Source organism: Cupriavidus basilensis, assembly GCF_029335485.1.
Classification (GTDB): domain Bacteria; phylum Pseudomonadota; class Gammaproteobacteria; order Burkholderiales; family Burkholderiaceae; genus Cupriavidus; species Cupriavidus basilensis_E.
The window spans coordinates 35,250-52,055 of record NZ_JARJLM010000255.1; the positions used below are offsets into that span (position 1 = coordinate 35,250).

General features: G+C 60.2%; 13 protein-coding genes and 2 pseudogenes. 6 read left to right on the forward strand and 9 right to left on the reverse strand.

Annotation, left to right across the window (positions count from 1 at the left end):
* Positions 1-63: 63 nt before the first annotated feature.
* From P3W85_RS14605 to P3W85_RS14615, 3 genes are read right to left on the reverse strand one after another with little or no spacing between them, the layout of a single operon-like run.
* Entirely contained in the window at positions 64-1,146 is a 1,083-nt protein-coding gene (locus tag P3W85_RS14605; RefSeq protein ID WP_276265314.1) for a hypothetical protein, read from the reverse strand.
* A complete protein-coding gene (locus tag P3W85_RS14610; RefSeq protein ID WP_276265315.1) occupies positions 1,131-2,471 on the reverse strand; it encodes a hypothetical protein in 1,341 nt (446 codons plus the stop codon). The genes P3W85_RS14605 and P3W85_RS14610 overlap by 16 nt, the downstream gene beginning before the upstream one ends.
* Positions 2,472-2,474: 3 nt before the next feature.
* The gene (locus tag P3W85_RS14615; protein WP_276265316.1) at positions 2,475-4,091 is read right to left on the reverse strand and encodes a hypothetical protein; all 1,617 of its coding nucleotides are present in this window, start codon (positions 4,089-4,091) and stop codon (positions 2,475-2,477) included.
* Between the two features lie 827 nt (positions 4,092-4,918).
* On the opposite strand from P3W85_RS14615, the pseudogene P3W85_RS14620 reads away from it, so the two are divergent.
* Both P3W85_RS14620 and P3W85_RS14625 read left to right on the forward strand, forming a co-directional pair.
* Positions 4,919-5,284, forward strand: a pseudogene (locus tag P3W85_RS14620) (IS110 family transposase); the annotation flags it as partial.
* Entirely contained in the window at positions 5,229-5,639 is a 411-nt protein-coding gene (locus P3W85_RS14625; protein WP_276265317.1) for a hypothetical protein, read from the forward strand. The pseudogene P3W85_RS14620 and the gene P3W85_RS14625, both read left to right, overlap by 56 nt.
* A gap of 705 nt (positions 5,640-6,344) precedes the next feature.
* On the opposite strand, the gene P3W85_RS14630 is transcribed toward P3W85_RS14625, so the two are convergent.
* The 3 genes from P3W85_RS14630 to P3W85_RS14640 form a co-directional block, all read right to left on the reverse strand.
* The gene (locus tag P3W85_RS14630; protein ID WP_276265318.1) at positions 6,345-7,244 is read right to left on the reverse strand and encodes an SMP-30/gluconolactonase/LRE family protein; all 900 of its coding nucleotides are present in this window, start codon (positions 7,242-7,244) and stop codon (positions 6,345-6,347) included.
* An 80-nt stretch (positions 7,245-7,324) separates the two neighbouring features.
* Positions 7,325-8,284 (reverse strand): Bug family tripartite tricarboxylate transporter substrate binding protein, encoded by a 960-nt coding sequence (locus P3W85_RS14635; protein ID WP_276265319.1) that lies wholly within the window; start codon positions 8,282-8,284, stop codon positions 7,325-7,327.
* Between the two features lie 77 nt (positions 8,285-8,361).
* Positions 8,362-9,519: an alpha/beta hydrolase gene (locus P3W85_RS14640; RefSeq protein ID WP_276265320.1), complete on the reverse strand. Its 1,158-nt coding sequence runs from the start codon at positions 9,517-9,519 to the stop codon at positions 8,362-8,364.
* Between the two features lie 316 nt (positions 9,520-9,835).
* On the opposite strand from P3W85_RS14640, the pseudogene P3W85_RS14645 reads away from it, so the two are divergent.
* Positions 9,836-9,908: pseudogene (locus P3W85_RS14645) on the forward strand.
* Between the two features lie 50 nt (positions 9,909-9,958).
* Here P3W85_RS14645 and P3W85_RS14650 read toward each other — a convergent pair.
* Together P3W85_RS14650 and P3W85_RS14655 are read right to left on the reverse strand one after the other, a co-directional pair.
* On the reverse strand, positions 9,959-11,125 hold the full coding sequence (locus P3W85_RS14650; protein ID WP_276265321.1) for a GGDEF domain-containing protein: 1,167 nt from the start codon (positions 11,123-11,125) through the stop codon (positions 9,959-9,961).
* A gap of 177 nt (positions 11,126-11,302) precedes the next feature.
* Positions 11,303-11,905 carry a response regulator transcription factor gene (locus tag P3W85_RS14655; RefSeq protein WP_276265322.1) on the reverse strand — a complete coding sequence of 201 codons (603 nt, stop codon included), beginning with the start codon at positions 11,903-11,905 and terminating at the stop codon, positions 11,303-11,305.
* 275 nt (positions 11,906-12,180) lie between these two features.
* On the opposite strand from P3W85_RS14655, the gene P3W85_RS14660 reads away from it, so the two are divergent.
* Positions 12,181-13,152, forward strand: coding sequence for a helix-turn-helix transcriptional regulator (locus P3W85_RS14660; protein ID WP_276265323.1), 972 nt, complete (start codon positions 12,181-12,183; stop codon positions 13,150-13,152).
* Positions 13,153-13,656: 504 nt separating this feature from the next.
* On the opposite strand, the gene P3W85_RS14665 is transcribed toward P3W85_RS14660, so the two are convergent.
* The gene (locus tag P3W85_RS14665; RefSeq protein WP_276265324.1) at positions 13,657-14,574 is read right to left on the reverse strand and encodes a LysR substrate-binding domain-containing protein; all 918 of its coding nucleotides are present in this window, start codon (positions 14,572-14,574) and stop codon (positions 13,657-13,659) included.
* A 110-nt stretch (positions 14,575-14,684) separates the two neighbouring features.
* Here P3W85_RS14665 and P3W85_RS14670 point away from each other — a divergent pair, with 110 nt between their 5' ends.
* Complete coding sequence (locus tag P3W85_RS14670; protein WP_276265325.1) at positions 14,685-15,776, forward strand: 4-oxalomesaconate tautomerase; 1,092 nt, start codon at positions 14,685-14,687, stop codon at positions 15,774-15,776.
* On the forward strand, positions 15,773-16,801 hold the full coding sequence (locus P3W85_RS14675) for an amidohydrolase family protein (RefSeq protein WP_276265326.1): 1,029 nt from the start codon (positions 15,773-15,775) through the stop codon (positions 16,799-16,801). Before P3W85_RS14670 ends, P3W85_RS14675 begins: the two co-directional genes overlap by 4 nt.
* Positions 16,802-16,806 lie beyond the last annotated feature (5 nt).

Below are 16,806 nucleotides of genomic sequence, written 5' to 3' on the forward strand. Positions count from 1 at the left end.
GTGGGGTCGGTAGCCGGAAGCCTCCCGCTGGTGGTACCCGACGCCGCATGATACCTCCTGGCATCACCACGGCCCGCTTCGGCGGGCCGTGTCCATTTCAGGCTCTGCGGCGAATTGAAAAGGCCCGCCGAAGCGGGCCTTCCAGAACACGGATCCGTCGCTCACTGCGTCGTGAAGCTCCAGGTCTTGTTCAACGGCTGGCCGTTGTTCGTGCCAACCAGCTTGGCGGTGTACGTCGTCTTGGCCGCCAGCGGCGCGTCGGGGATTAGCGCCACCACGTTGCTCGACAGCATCTTGTTCGGGTCCGTCGCGCTCGTGAGAGCGCGGCATCGATGGCTGCCAGCACGTTATCCATGCCTGCGGCCAGTGGAAGGGCGGCGACGGAGCCACCGGACAGCATTCCGCCGTGCAGGATCTGGTAGCTGGTGAAGCCTGCCGAAGGGCTCTTGGCCGCGATGGCGGTGGTCGAGCCGCTCCGTCGGACATCACATTGCCCATGTGCTTGCTGGCTTCGGTGTCCGGCAGGATCGCATGGCGCAGATTGTCGCCCAGCCCGGATAAGGTCCGCTTCGGCATGCCGCGCAATGCTTCGATCTCGGTGGTGGCTATTTTGGCGGAGTAGTCTAGGCCGTTGCGCAGCACGGCCGCGATCATTTTGTGCGCAGCCCAAATGTCGCCCACCGAGAAGCCTTCGGCGACGGACGTCTTAAGCATGGCCCCGGCCAGCCTGACCGAGTCCAGCGACACGAACATCGTTCCCGCCGGGCGCGTGCCGGCTATGTTGCTGTTGGCGGCGCCAGTCAGCTTAGCGAGATTGTCCGCAAGGCCGTCCAGGGTGCTCTGCGGACAATCTGGCTGCACTACCTGCTCTCCGGCAGCGGTCCGGGCGTGCCGCAGATCGCTGCCCGAGCCGATGCCCTGTAGGCCGGAGAGAATCTTGCCATTGGGGTAGATGTTGACGATCTCGGCGAAGCTGTCGCTTGCCGCGTGCAGGATCGGGGGCACAATGTCGCTTGCCATTCCGATCACCGTCACGCAGCCTTCGTTGTCCAGCGGCACCTCGGCCGGAGTGTCGTGGTCCAGGCTGTAGACGAGGCCGTTGGCCCGGACCCAGGTCCATTCCGAGGCGGTTATCCTGAGCGACACCCCCCCTGCAGCGGCGGCGCCCCAACGGAGCTCATGCCGATGCGGGTGGTGTAGGTGGGCACGTTCAGCAAGTTGCTCTGCCCCGACAGGTGCAACGTCTGCTCCTGCCAGAGCGTCGTGGCAGGATCCTGCCAGTGGTGCGTGACCGATAGGTCCGAGTTGACCACGAAGAGTTCGTTGGCCATGCGCGACCGAACCCGCATCGGCGCGATATGCGCCACCGAGGATCGGAACAAGATCGCGGGGTTCCACTGGTAGGTCGGGCCCTTGCGGCCCAGGATGTAGTAGAGCCGGTCCGGGCCGCACATCACCCATAGCGCGATATGGTCCTTGTCCTGCTTGACAAGGATCTGGCGGGCATCCTTGACACGGTCTGTCACCAGTTGCATCTGGTTGGCGTGGGCGCCGCAGAACACATAGATGCCGCTGTCCGTACCCACGTAGACATCCGAGGAGATGTTGAAGGCATTGGTGTTCTGCCCCGTGGGCGTCGCCACGCAGTTATAGCGCAGGTTGGCCGGGATCTGCTTGTATCCGGGGCTGTAGTCATAGGTCAGCGACCCCTGGTTCGGTGTGGCCAGGGTGGTGCATTCCAGCGTCTGGCTCTGGCCAGTCTTGTAGAGGAACCACAGGCCGCGCTGGCCGAAGGCATAGCCGATAGCGATGTCGAGCATGGCATCGGCATCGGGCGGGACGTTCTCTGGGAATTCCAGGCGAGAGGCGGATTGGGAAGGGTCCAGCAATTGGTAGTACATCTGCTGCTCGCCCAAGGCACCAACGGCCGTCACGAAGGGCGCCTTGCCGTCGTCGGAGGTGCCCATGCTGATACGGTGCGCGACGAACCGGGCGTCGATGCCTGTGATGGGCTTGACCAGCAAGTCCAGGCGGCGCCAATCGGTGCAGGACGGGTCATTCGACAGCATCGAGGCGATGAACAGATTGGTCGCCGGCCCTTCGTCGCGCAACATCGCCACCACCAGGGTAATGTTGCCGTCCAGGTCCTCGCTGACATCGAAGGCTGCAGCGCCGACGCTGCCGGTGAAGCAGGTGGACAGGTCGGTCACGGAGAACCCCGCGGCAGAGCCAATGTCCCGGCGGATCAGGCGCAGCTTTCTGTCGGCCCCAATGGAAAAAAGCATAGGCTCGCCATTGCTGTCCTGGACCACCGCCATGTCACTGTTGGGCTCCACCGGGGAGCCGGGGAGCTGGTTGTGCATCAGGTCGGCGGCCACCGACATCGACAGCATTGTGCCCGCGCTTGGACCGACGCCGGTCACGGTGAACAGATCGACTGCGGCTCCCAGGCTGGAAGATGGCTTCGTCATGGCTCAGTTCTCCGCCTTATAGGTGAGCTGCATCGAGAGATTGCCCTCGTTGTCGATGCCGGGCGTCTTAAAGAAGAAGACCTGTCCAGCCGGTAGAACCAGCACAGTGGAAACGGAATTGGTCAGGTTGCCCAGGCAATCCGTGAAGTTGCCGATACCGGGAATGTGCAGGTTCAACAAGTCGTCGAACAGGTTGGAGAAGAAGTTACCGTCCAGGAAAAGGGTCAGAGCATCCAGGATGGTGCCGATGATCTTGCCGATCCATTCGAAAATATCGGCGCAGGTGTTCTTGCCGGAATCCGAATAAGTGTTGGAGGTTTGCACCGGACTGACTGTCATCTGTAGAGTCGGTTCCCCCTTGTCGTTCTTGACTGTCACCAGCGAAACCGTGGCTGCCCAGTTCAAGTGCCCGGCCGCATGAGCGGCAGCGGTACAAACGCCCATATCCCTGTCGACCCCCTTGTAGACCCCGATATATCCGCTGAAGGCGATTCTGGCGGTGGTGCCATCGATGGAATATTTGACCGCCATGTTATTGACGTACTGGTTATCACCAGCAGATACGTCGGAGATCAGGAAGGACAACCCGTCGCTGGTCGTTGACCGGGCAACGTCATAGGTCTGGTTTTTGCTAATGGATATGTCATTGTGGATCTTGTTGTAGACACCGTCCCGTATTTGGTCGAAGACTGGGCGGACGATGTACTTCTCGACCAAGCAACTGTGCGAATACACCATCTTGGCATCGCACTGTTCGTCAGGCTGGATCCAGTTAGTGTCGAAATTTCCCGGCGACCCGGTGATGCCGCCATGTCCGCCCTTGGTCGCCAGCACGAAGTTCAAATTGCTGAGGTCAGGATAGTTCGGATCGTGGTAGACGATGAAGGTGGTACCAACCGGACGCAGGGCGTCGGGCACGTTCTGGTCCGGGTCGTAATTGGTGTGGTCGTTGGTATCCAGGCTGTAGCCCAGGATGTAGGGGTTGCCCTTGGCAACCAGGTCCTTCAAGTAGAAGTTCATGAACAGGACCATCTGTTCCATGCCATCATCACCGGCCTCGCCCGTTGAGGTATGGACCGGGTCGAAACGCATCAAATCGGTCGACTCAAAGTCCATGAACAGGCTGTTGACCGTGAACATATTGGACATGAAGTGATAGAGTTGATTCTTGACCAAGTCAGGCACACCGATGTTTTTGGCCAGATCTTCCTTCTCGACGGCCTGCAGGTCGAGCGTGATGTTAATCCCGTATTTCCACCCCGACATGTCATACTTCTTCAGCTTGGCGGCCGGGCCATGTCCGTGCCAGAAATAGGCTGAGCCTTCCCTGAAGTTAATGACGAAGGTAATGTTTGTGCCACTGGCCGCCATTTTCACCTGGGGGATTATCTGTCCGATTATACACGCCTCAGCAGGAGTTCCATCGGGACCAAGCGGAATATCGTTTGGGTTATTGAAAATCGAATAAGTATAATCTCCAGCATCATTCTCGGATTGCGATAGCACTAGATCGCTGTGAATGACGCCCATCTTTGTCAAATGGGTAAGCTGGTCATTGATGGTCTTGAGGGGCAGGCTGACGACCATGTCGTAGCTGTTGAATATTTCCGGATTTTTCATTTTTCTGTCGTTTGTCAAGAACAAAGTGGATTGGAACGCGGCAATGCATGGCACCTCTACCATCGATAGCGTAGATGCGAGGATTTGATCAACAGCCAATAATCAGGGAACAGAAAAAGGCTACGGCTGAACAGCAGATGAAAACGAAGCGGTAGAGGAAAGAACACGGTCGGCACGGGAGTTGCGTGCGCCCGGCCTAGCGAAACGCGGCATGGGTGTCATTCCAATGCACGGACGATCGCAAAAAGAGCCAGGTCTGCCTTTCTCCAATCATGAGTACCAAGGTTCCCCGGGTTAATCGATCATATTCTCCTGCCCTCCGGAATTTCCACCGCGATTTCGCTTTATGCAATCAGGATGCAATCCATGTCCGTTGGAAAACCCGATCGGTTGGATGATTCGGATATTGCAATGTCTGCATTCTAATCAGGACTTCCTTGGGTGCGATGGGAAATATATTAATCTCTGGTGTGCGTGATATCCATGTCAGAAAGTATTAGCAAAAAGACAGTATTTGACTTCGATGATATGACGGCAGTGCGCGCGTAAAAAATCGCTCCGGACAGTACTGACTGTCCGATGTGTTTCGTTAATACCTCGGCCATCCGCACCGATGCGCGCCTGGATTGCAAGGAAATTGATCCATCCGATTAGCGGATTGACGTTATTTAGGAATGCTGATAAGGCTGCCCTTGTTAATGACACTATGACTTTCCGTGAGGCAGAGGCTGGCCCGCCGTGAGGAATCAGCCGCCGGTTAGCATTTCTGCCAGAGCCGCACGGTGTGGACAGCGCCACACCCGGCGATTTTCGGCACGGAGGCCAGCATGGAAAACGATCGAGCGCTGTATGTCGGTTTGGATGTTCATAAGGACTCGATCACGGTCGCCTATGCGATCGGTGCAGGCGAGGTTGAACTGCTCGGCAAGACCGGTACGACGAAGACGGATATCGATCGCCTGTGTAAGCGCCTGCAGTCGAAGGCGCGGCTCATCCGCATCGTCTACGAGGCGGGCCCGTGCGGCTACGGGCTTTACCGGCAGCTCATCCAGAAGGGATTCGACTACATAGATTGGGCACCGTCAGCCGCCTTGCGTGAGCCAGTGCCCGCGGTGCGCGCTGCGGACTCCTTGGGGCATGCTGGTGGTCGATCATTGTCGCGACTGTGGCGAGCACACCGTGGCGATTGTCGGCTATCTCAAAGCTGACTCCTATCTGGAGTTGCCTCATTTTAGGAAAGAGGGGGAGACGACCGGGGTCTATCTCAGCGACCTGATCAGTGATGAGCTCGTGACGTCGGCTGTCCAGAGCCTATTTACTGATGGGCTCGACTGGGCGGACAACGACGATACGGGACAGGTCTTCTGTCTGATTGGCGTCGACGAGCCGGGCGATCCATTGCAGTTCGATGAGCTTGGGAAGGCGCTCGGCCGTTGGCTCGAGGCGGCAGGAATAGACCGACTGGCGGAGGCCTGCCAGAAGCCGGACTACCTGCGCAAGATTGATTGGTCCTCGGGCTTGCCGATTTCGCAGCTGCTAGCCCATTGATCTGTAACAGGCGATCGCGCTACCTCAACGCGGGGACCTTGATATGCCGAGAACGCAATTCATGCCGGCGGTGACGACCTTGGTCCCGCTTTCTGTCGCGGCGCCCCCTGACGCCGTCATCTCGCATCTAGTCCATGCGATCTGGCCAGAATGGGCAGCCCATGTCGAGGCCGCGCTTTTTTGAGCATCGGTGCTCCCCCGGGTACAGACGAGCTATTCCTGATCGTGGTTGAGGGGGTGGTTGTCGGCATCACGGGCCACTACGCGTACGATAGAACATCCGTCGGATTGTGTTGGCGTGGTGTTTTGCCCGAGATGCGCGGTCGAGGGATTGCCGCGGACGCATTCCACTAGGTGCGTGCGCTCGCTGCGGCCAGCTATCCTGCAGCAACAGGAATCATTGAGCTGATCCCCAGTGACCGTATGGACGCCTTGAGGCCATTTTTTCGGAGATTAGGCTTCCAGGCCACCGGCGAGATTGCGCAGTTCGATTGGTTGCCGAGGGGGGGATTGGCACGTCTATCGAGCGCCGCTGATCGAAAAGCCAATCGCCGTAGTGCCGATAGCTGCTGAGCACGAGGATGGGTGGCGCGAGCTTTGGGACCGCGACTGTGAGGGTGCGGTTTCCCCGGCGGTGACGGAGGCAACCTGGAGGCGGTTGCTCGATCCGTTCTCACCTTAGCGCGAAGGCGGAGCCCTGCCGGGTCAGGCGTCGAGTCCCGCCTCGTCCAGGTCCGCGAACAGGATCGTGCCGGTCTCCGATTCGGTGACGAACAATTTGCGCCCCTGGAATGCCAGATTGGTCGTGGTAGCGCCCGCCGGGCTGGCCAGGATGGCCTCCGGCTCGCCGCGCTTGCCGAGCACCCACACGCAACCCAGGCTGGCGTGGGCAACGAACAGGCGGTCGCGGCCATCGATGGCCATGCCGTCGGGGCCACTGGTGCCATAGAAGGTGAAGAACTGCCCCACCTTGGACACGCTGCCATCCGCCTGCAATGGCACGCGCCAGACGCAGTTGCCACGGGTGGCGGCCACGAACAGCACTTTTTCGTCGCAGGACAGCGCCAGCCCGTTGGGACTCGGCACATTGCCAAGCAGCAGATCGAGCCGCCCGCCAGCGCGCAGCCGGTAGACGCGGCCGGTGGGATCGTGCAGGCCGGTCTGGCCCTGGTCGGTAAAATACAGGTCGCCGTTGCGGGCGATCACCAGGTCGTTCACGCCCTTGAACTGCTCGGCATTGCGGCGGCCCAGCAGGGTGCTCACTTCCCCCGTATCCACCTGCACGCGCAATAGCCCGTTGCGGTAGTCGGCCACCACCAGCTCGCGCTCGCCGAGGAACTTCATACCGTTGGGCTCGCCGTTGTACTCAGCGACTAGCGACCACGCCCCGGCCGGTGAAATGCGAAAGATACGGCCGAATGGGATGTCGGTCACATAGAGGTTGCCGACGGCGTCGAACACTGGCCCTTCCAGGAAGCTGTCGATACAGGCCCCGCCCTTGTTGGCGTCGGCCCATTCGGAATGTACGCCGGTCTTGCGGAAATGCACCGGCATGGCCGAGAAAACCTGCATGGGAACCTCCCGGGGCACCGTTCTGAGGTACATGGTCGTTCCTTTTTCTCTCCGAGACGCGCTGGAGGTGCTGGAGGTAGCGGTGGCTGCCCCGGCCCATGCCAGCATTTGGCCTACTCCGCTTTCACATCGGCGGATTTTGCCACCTGGCTCCACAGCGCGGTGTCGTCCTTAATGCGCCGGGCGAAATCCGCCGGGGCAATCCCGCCCGGTTGCGCGCCCATGCTGGTCAATCGTTCCTTTACCTCGGGACTGTTCACGCTCTTCTGCACTTCCACCTGTAATCTTGTCACCAGCGCCGGTGGCGTGCCCCTGGGCGCGGCCAGCCCGAACCAGTTGACGACCTTGTAGTCCTTCAGTCCGGCTTCGGCAAAGGTCGGCACATCCGGTAGCGCAGGCACGCGCGCGCCCCCGGTGACCGCCAGCGCGCGGGCCTTGCCGCCCTTGATCTGCGGCACCGCGGTCGGCGTAGCCGTGATCAGGATATCCACGTTATTGCCGATCAGGCCCATCAGCGCATCGCCGGCGCCCTTGTACGGGATATGGGTGAGCGTGACTCCAGCGTCTTTCTTGAACACCTCGGCGGACAGGTGCGTCGAGCTGCCAGCGCCGCCGGAGCCGAAATTGAGCTTGCCCGGATTCTGGCGGGCAAATGTGATCAGCTCCTGCAGGGTTTTGAAGCGGGAACCCGTTGGCACGATCAGGATCACCGGCGTCTGTGCAATTGTGGTGACAGGTACCAGATCGCTGTTGTAGTCCCAGGGCAGCGTCTTGAACAGCGACGGCAGCATGGTGTAGGTGGTGTCGTTGGCCAGCAGCGTATAGCCATCGGGCGCGGAACGCGCCACCTGCAGCGTGCCGATGGTGCCGCTGGCACCGGGCTTGTTCTCCACGAAAAAGGACTTGCCCATGCTCTCGGTAAGCTTCTGCGCCACTTGGCGGGCAACGAAATCAGTGGTACCGCCGGCCGTGTACGGTACCACGATGCGTACTGGCTTTTCGGGCCAATCCTCTGCAAGGGCCGGGAGGCTGGTGCTCGCCAGGGCGATGACTAGGCAAAGCTTCTGAAACATGACTATCTCCTTCTGTTATTTCGGCGCCCGTTTCTGTTTACAGCTTTTTTGAGGCAATGAGCCCGGAAAAATGGCGATCAACGGACGTTGGCTTGCATCCACTGCTGCAACCAACTAGCGATATCTAGATTGTTCTTCTCCAGCATCATCATGTGGCCGTTACCTTTGATGCCGAGATTTTCCAGGCGCCAGAACGTAATTGTCGCGCCGGCTTGCGTCAGGTATTTCGCGGTGCAATGATCATAGACCGCGTGATAGGACGCTTCGCCCACGGCGATCAGGATCGGGATGCCGGCCAAGTTGGGTAGTTGTCGTGCAGGCTCACGCTGGCGAAAGCACCTTGCCAAGGTTGGCGAGTCTGGCTGCTCTTCCTGCTCTAGTGCAAGGTTGCCTGCCAGTCCGACTGGTGGGTCGTAGTTCAGAGGGATATCGGTTGGTCCCCACGGGCGAGCCTTCTGCTCGTTGGATACCGCGTTCTGTGCTGGCGGACCGAGTGGTTCGACTGCGACAATGCCTCTGACCGCTTGCGGTCGCGCGTCGGCAATTAGCCAGCCAAAGGCTCCAGCCTGCGAATGGGTGAGCAAGATCGCGGGCCCGATGCGGTCAAGCAACGCTGCCCCTGCGGCCTGTACACGCCGCTGCGTCTCTGCATTGCTCGCCAGATATTCCACCTGGGTCGCGTAGAAGGCGTCAAAGACCGGATCGCCGCGCTTGCCGGATCCTGGCCATTGCGTATGTTGTTTGGCCTGCGGCCAGTTCCCTAGCGTAGCGCTGGCGGTGAAGAGTTTCTCGATCGCCGGCACCGGGAAGTTGGCTAGCGCTCCATCCAGGCCTGGATGCCAGGCGGAGCGTCCTCGCGCCGGCTGGTCTACCAAGTAGACGACATACCCCTGCGATAGGAAATAGTCGGCCCATCCAGGCCGGCTATCTGGCGTCTGCAGCCAATTGGTACCTGTCTGCGCCGCACCGTGGAACATCACCAGAGGGTACTTCTGAGTGATGCGCGCAGGCGTCAACTGTTCCACATACATCTGGCCCTGCATGACCTCCTTGCCAGCTTCCCCGGCATACCCGCCACCCATATAGAAATAGCTGCGAATTACCGGCTGGGTAGCCAATACTGAAGGCTGGGATCGACTCGCATTGGCCTGACCATGGCAGAGGCCGAACAACGTCGAAAGCAGTACAAACGCAGATACCGTCGCGCGTCGGAAGCGCGAGAATAGCGTCACCATGAGGTCTCCATCGTATTGTTAAGGGCGGCTACGGTCGAATCTAAGCTATAGCGGATCGCCCAACAATCAATGTAAACCCGGAACGACGTTCTATACTACGGAATCTCGGGGTGATATGTGAAGAAGCAGCACGTAGCCAAGGGTTGGCCGCAAATCGCAAGTATCTGAAGCTTAAGATCTTTGCGAATCCCGGCCGACCCTCAGCATGCCCTGAGAGTCGCCAGGACTTCGTTCGCATTGTGCCGGGCTCAGCTCTGGACGGCAGATTCTGGTCTTGGGGTACTAAGGCGAGGTGAATCGGTCTATGCTGGTAGGCAGCGGAGTGGAGCAGCTGGAAGCTCGTCGGAGAAGTGCACCGAAGGTCGCGGGTTCAAGTCCTGCCTCCGCAACAAGTTCACATGAAAGCCCGCTCGACTGGCGCCGCGCGGGCTTTCGCGTTTCAGCAAATGCTCAACTCTTCGAGTTGGGATGCGTTGCAGTCAGACCGCGCGACGCGATTCCGGCCGGCTTGCTTTGCTGCGTAGCAGGCACTATCCGCAGCTTGAATCCAGTAGTCCCAGTGCTTGTCGCTGGCGTCGACCCATGCGACGCCGATGCTCACCGTGACGCGGACTTGTGTGCCGGCCGCATCGACGACCATGGCTTCGACGTGTTTTCGTAACCGCTCAGCAATTTCCACGGCCTTGTCTGCGCTGACCCTGGGAAAATAGAGCACAAATTCCTCGCCACCGAATCGCGCGAAGGCATCACTCGTTCGCAGACCACCCCGAATGGTTCTGGCGAAGGCGGCCAACACCTGATCCCCCACGGGATGGCCGAAACGGTCGTTGATCAACTTGAAGTGATCGAGGTCCAGGAAGGCGACGGCACTACCAGGGAGCACCTTGGCCGGCAGGCGGGAGCGGAACCAACGCCGATTGCCGACACCGGTCAGGCTGTCGGTCTGCGCCGCAAGCAGGAGTGCTGCCTCGGTGCGTTCACTGACCAGGGCCATCACGAGGAATGCGATCAGGAAATTGGCGAAGATCTGCAGGAAGAGGGCCGTGGCCGGGTCAAAAAATGTGGCGATGCCGCCAGCAAGGAAGATGAGGCGAGTCGCTTCGATTGCCGCACTGGTTGCCAGGCAGGCAATCAGGGGCAGCCGCGAAGGGAGCGGGTCACTGAGGCGATCCCTCCAGAGTTCAATGGCCGCGGCGGTGAGGAAGCACACGGCAGTGAGGTGATAGGCGCTGCTTCGTAGGGTATCGACGAGTGGAAACCGAGTGATGATCCCGACAAGGAACCATACCGTGGGGACCAAGAGCATCAGCCAGCGATGGATCCTGCGCCGGCCGCTCACGCTGCGGATGCCGCCCCAGACCAGTACGTAGCCCGTGACGCCGAGCAGCAGACCGAGGTGCGCCCATAGCCATGGAGGCAGTGCGGCACGTTCACCCAGGGAGGACAGGGTGGCGCCAACAGCCAATGCGCTGAACCCCGTGGCCAGCATCGCCAACCCGCGTGGCTTGATGGACTTCCGGCGAGTGTTCAGGATGCCAATGGCGCCCGCCAATGTCGAGGTATTGTGAAGCAGGAGGGTCGTGGCGAGATCTATAGTGATGCGCATAGGTCAGACGACCAGAGCGTACGCCGCCGAAAGCCGCAATTGGAAAGAGGTGATTTATTAAGCAATAGAATGCGCCGTGCAGATCAGCGAGCACAATGAGTTTCTACCCCGCACCGGAGGGGCATGGTATAAGAAATTGCGCAGAGTTGATATTTAGTGCGCGATAAAGATACTAAATTAATCGGTCGAGGCCGGCGAAGCTAAGCTGATCTGTCGCATTTTGGATATGACTTGAAGTCGCGAGCACGCACCAAGCTGGAGCAGAATGGCAGAAATATGTTTTCTGACGGTGTTTTCCGTTAATCCAAGACGTTGCGCAATTTCCTTGTTGGACATGCCATCGAGCAAATGGAGCAGCACGGTACCTTGGCGGTTCGTGAGGCCGAGGGCCTTAGTCTCGAATGAGCAGCTCAGTGCCGCGCCGACAGGTTGATTAGGTCCGCCGCTCGTTGGGCAGACAGATGGGCTGCTATTGTCTTCAGGCTTCGCCCTCGATATAAGCTCTATGCGCCTGCGAGCGCCTAGGCGCTTCAGGATGGCGGCGACATGTTGCTTGACGGTATTTACCGCCAAGCCCAAGCGGCGCGCGATGAGCTTATTGGGCAGTCCCTCCAGAACGAGGAAGAGCACGACCTGTTGACGTTCGGTCAGGCCTTGTCGAGCGGGTGTGATTGGAGCGTTTGGGATGCCTTCGGCGTGCAGCACGTCGATCGTCGTCTGGATCTGCGAAACCGAAAGCTTCGGTAGTGTCGCGAGAATGTCCCTAAGCTGCCCGTTCACAGCCCCCTCCCGTTTCTTATCCCGGCAAGCGCCTTCCCCACCGGTTCCCCAAAGCGCGACTTTTGAATGAAGTGAGCAAATAACCTCTTGATGGGCTTCTGCTCTTTTTATTGGTCCAATCACGATACCATATGAATGTCTTTATTCTATGACTTCTGGCAGAATTTGATCGCTTCAGGAAGTGAGGGGGAAATGATGAGAATAAAGCGCATCGTCCAAGCATGCGCACCGTCTTTGCGACTCGCCCCAGCAGTGTGGGTGATTGGCGAGCCAATATGACTGAGAGACCAGCGATCCACGCCGAGACGGTGATCGCAAGCGATGCCGACGAACTTTCGGCGCGCTTGCGACCGATCCGGGGCAACGTTGCGATCGAATCGGGGAGGGGAGATCATCTTGACGTGCGGCTGGCGTCGAGTCTCGCCGGCGGAGCGGTGACGCATCAAATTCAGACGACAACGGGTGCTCGATTCCGGTTCGACAGTCCGTTTGACGGCTACGCGCTGGTGCTGCTCCACGAGGGCGGGCTGCGGGCCAGGATTGGTCAACAGGAGCGCACTTGGTTGGCAGGCGCTTGCGCAGTTCTGGAAGCGACGCAGGTCAGACAATGGCAATGGCAGGCCGGCAGCTACGACGTACTGCTGGTCGGCGCGAACGATATCACGCAGCGACTATCGGCGCTGCTGGACGCACCGGTGACGCGTCCGGTGACCTTCCAGTCCGAGGTCTCCCCGGAATCGGATGGAGTGAGACTGGGCCGCGCCGTGATGCAGATGATGCAGTCGTGTTTCGGAGAGGACGGATCCAGGGCGACGGCGATGGCCACGGCGGCCAGCATCCGTGACGTTGCCGTGGGGGCCTTTCTGGAGGGCTTGCCACACGATTACTCCGACAGGCTGCTAGGCAAGACGCCTGGACCGTCGCCACGGCACGTAAAATCCGCGATCGAGTTCATCCATGCCTATGCGCGGGACAGCATTTTGGTCGAGGATATCGCCAAAGCCGCCGGCGTCAGCGTGCGCGCCCTGCAGGTGGGATTCGCCACCTTCAAGAACACCACGCCGATGGCGTACTTGAAGCGGGTTAGGCTGGAGGGCGTGCGCAATGAACTCCTGCACGGCGATCAAGCGTCGGTTGCTGAAGTCGCGATGCGCTGGGGGTTCAAGTACCTCGGCAAGTTCGCCAAGGTGTATCGCGATGCGTTCGGCGAGCTGCCATCGCAGACCCGTCGGATTGCGAGGCGGTAGGGAGATTCCAGTATCGCCGTCGCGGGATATTCGTGCTCGGAAAGGGCAAAAAAGCAGACGATCCGCAGCCCCCGCGGCGCGGATCGTCTGGGCGTCAATAGCGGGAACCTTGGAACGCAGCGCGGATATTAGATGCGCCATATCTGGCTGACTACCCTGCCATCGATCGGGCAATCGAAATGGCTGCGCATATTGAGTGTGTCGTGCGTTATTTTGATATTTAGGCGAAAAAGAAGGCGACCTGCCACATGGAGACATGGAGGTGGCGGGTCGCCTTTCCGTCAACCGCGGGAGATCAGCGCCGCCGGGGCCCCAATTCGAGGCTAGCAACTGTGCTGCGGGCCACCAGCCGGCCAGTCGTGCAACCGGTTGCGTGCAAATTCGTCGCTTATCGCTTCTTGACTATCGCCCGAGTGCAAGCCGGATACATGAATGCAGACCGTTTCGACATCACAAACAAGAAGCTTGCAAAAGGCCCTGGGTCCGTGAAGTGAAAAGCTGGGCTCAAGCGGTTTCGCGCCCGTGCAGGACGGCTCGGGTGGTTTGCAGGATCACGTCCAGTATGGACTGATGCGAGCGGGTCGAGGGGCGATGCGAGCTGACCGCGAGCACCAGGCGCATACGCAAACCGGGCGGGGAGATAGGCCGAGCGACCAGTCGGTCTGCATGCGTCGAGTTCAACAAGGCGTTGATCGGCAGCACTGCGCTGCCGGCGCCATCGGCCACCAGGTCGAGCAGCGAGGACACGCTGTCGATTTCCAGGGCGATGGTGGGGACGAGGCCGACGTCGGTCAGCCGCGTCTCTACTTTCATGCGCATCGCATTGGGCCGACTGGGAATCACCAGCGGCGTTTGCGCCAATTCTTCGAGGACGACCGGTGCGGTCGCATTGCTGCTACCACGCAACTCGATCAGAAAAAGGTCTTCCTCGCAGACCTGCGTGATTTCCACGCCTGAAGCCATGGCATTGCCGGGGAGTTCATAGAGCAGCGCTGCATCCAGCCTACCGTTGAGCAGGGACTCCTGCATCGCGGTGGAGAGGCCTTCGCAGACCGAGAGCACGGTGCCCGGCAACGCCGCCCGGAATTGACGGATCAGCGGCACGATCAAAATGCGCGAGAGGCTTGGCGGCATGCCGAGGGCGATGTTGCTTCCCGTGGCGCCGCGCAGGCGCGCTAATTCCTCCTTGGTAATGGCAAATTGGTGCAGTAGTCCACGGCCATGCTCTAGTAGCAGCTTGCCGGCCTCGGTGGTGGTGACCCCGCGCCCGTTGCGAATCAACAGGTTCTGCCGCAGTTCGACCTCCAGCAGCCTGACTTGCCGACTAAGGGCAGGCTGAGCCACATTCAGCACGACCGAGGCACGGGTGAAGCTGCTCAATTCGGCAACGTGCACGAAGTATTCGAGTTGTTTGATGTCCATGTCATTGGGTACAACGCAGCAGATCACGCTTTGCGTTATAGCAGAATGATATATCTGCTAGTGGGATTGTGCGCTGTTTCGATCTTGGCCGAGTCTCCATAATCGGTCGCATGCAAATCTCAATCCCCACCTTCCTGATGCGCGGAGGCACCTCGCGCGGTCCGTTCTTCCTCGAGACTGACCTGCCCGCAGATGCCGCCAGCCGCGATCGCGTGCTGCTTGCCGTGATGGGTTCGCCCGACCGCCGCCAGATCGACGGGCTTGGCGGCGCCAACCCGCTTACCAGCAAGGCCGGCATCGTGGCACGCTCCACACAGCCCGGCGTCGACCTCGAATTTCTGTTCGCGCAGGTTTCCGTGGACAAGGCACTGGTCGATACCACCCCCAACTGCGGCAACATGCTGGCCGCGGTGGTGCCGTTCGCGCTGGAAACTGGGCTGGTGCAGGCGCATGGCAAGGCCTCCACCTATCGCGTACTGACCCGCAATACCGGCATGCAGTGCGACATCACCGTGCAGACACCGAACAGGACTATTTGCTATGACGGTGACGCACGCATCGACGGCGTGCCTGGCGCGTCGGCCCCAGTTCTGATCAATTTCCTCGACACCGCCGGTTCGGTCTGCGCGGGCCTCCTTCCCACGGGCCGTGTGCTAGACACGATGGACGGCCTCGAGGTGACGTGCATCGACAACGGAATGCCGATGGTGCTGGTGCGAGCCGCCGACCTAGGCCGCACCGGCGCCGAGACGGTGGACCAGCTCAATGCCGACACGGCGCTGAAGGAGCGCGTGGAAGCACTCCGGCTTCAATGCGGTGAACTGATGGGGATGGGCGACGTCAGCGCCAAGCCCTATCCCAAGATGTGCCTGGTGGCGGCGCCGCGCCAGGGCGGCAGCATCGCCACGCGCTGCTTCATCCCCCACGTATGCCACGACGCCATCGGCGTGCTGGCCGCCGTGACAGTCGGGACGGCATGCGTGCTGCCGGGTACCGTTGCCGAGGGCTTGGCGTCGGTGCCTGACAGCGTGCCGAAGGCGCTCTCAGTCGAGCATCCGAGCGGAGAGTTCAGCGTCTCGCTGGAGATGGATCCGGCCAATCCGCACAATGTACTGCGCGCCGCGCTGCTGCGCACCGCCCGTGCCTTGATGAAGGGCGAGGCATTGATTCCTCAGTCAGTATGGAAGGGAGACAAAGCGTGATCATCGATTGCCACGGCCACTACACGACTGCCCCCGCGGCACTGGAAATCTGGCGCAAGCGCCAGATAGACAGTCTGGACAACCCGGCTATCGGGCCCAAGGCTGGCGACTTGCGCATCAGCGACGATGAGCTGCGCGAGAGCATCGAGCACAACCAACTGCGGCTGATGCGGGCGCGGGGCCTCGATCTGACGATTTTTTCACCGCGCGCCAGCTTCATGGCTCACCACGTCGGCAATTTCGAGACCAGCTCGACCTGGGCCTCGATCTGCAACGAACTGTGTCATCGCGTGGCGGGGCTGTTCCCCCAACAGTTCATCGGCGCGGCCATGCTGCCGCAATCGCCGGGCGTCGCACCCGAAACCTGCATTCCCGAGCTGGTTCGTTGCGTGGAAGATTACGGCTTTGTCGCCATCAACCTGAATCCGGATCCGTCGGGCGGCCACTGGACCGCACCGCCGCTCTCCGATCGCTCTTGGTACCCCATCTACGAGAAGATGGTGGACTACGACATTCCGGCGATGATCCACGTAAGCACCAGTTGCAATGCTTGCTTCCACACCACCGGGGCGCACTACCTGAATGCGGATACTACGGCGTTCATGCAGTGCCTGACATCCGATCTGTTCAAGGACTTCCCGACGCTTCGCTTTGTGATCCCGCATGGGGGCGGCGCCGTGCCTTACCACTGGGGCAGGTTCCGTGGCCTGGCGCAGGAGTTAAAGAAGCCGCTGCTGCAGGATCACCTGCTGAACAACATCTTCTTCGACACCTGCGTCTACCACCAACCCGGCATCGACCTGCTCACCAGGGTGATCCCCGTGTTCAACACGCTGTTCGCGTCGGAGATGATTGGCGCCGTACGCGGCGTCGATCCTGAGACCGGTTTCCACTTCGACGATACCCGTCGCTACATCGACGCCGCGTCCACGCTGACGGAGCAGGACCGCCATCAGATCTACGAAGGCAACGCGCGCCGCGTCTATCCGCGGCTCGACGCAGCCCTGAAGGCCCAGGGCCGCTGACAGAA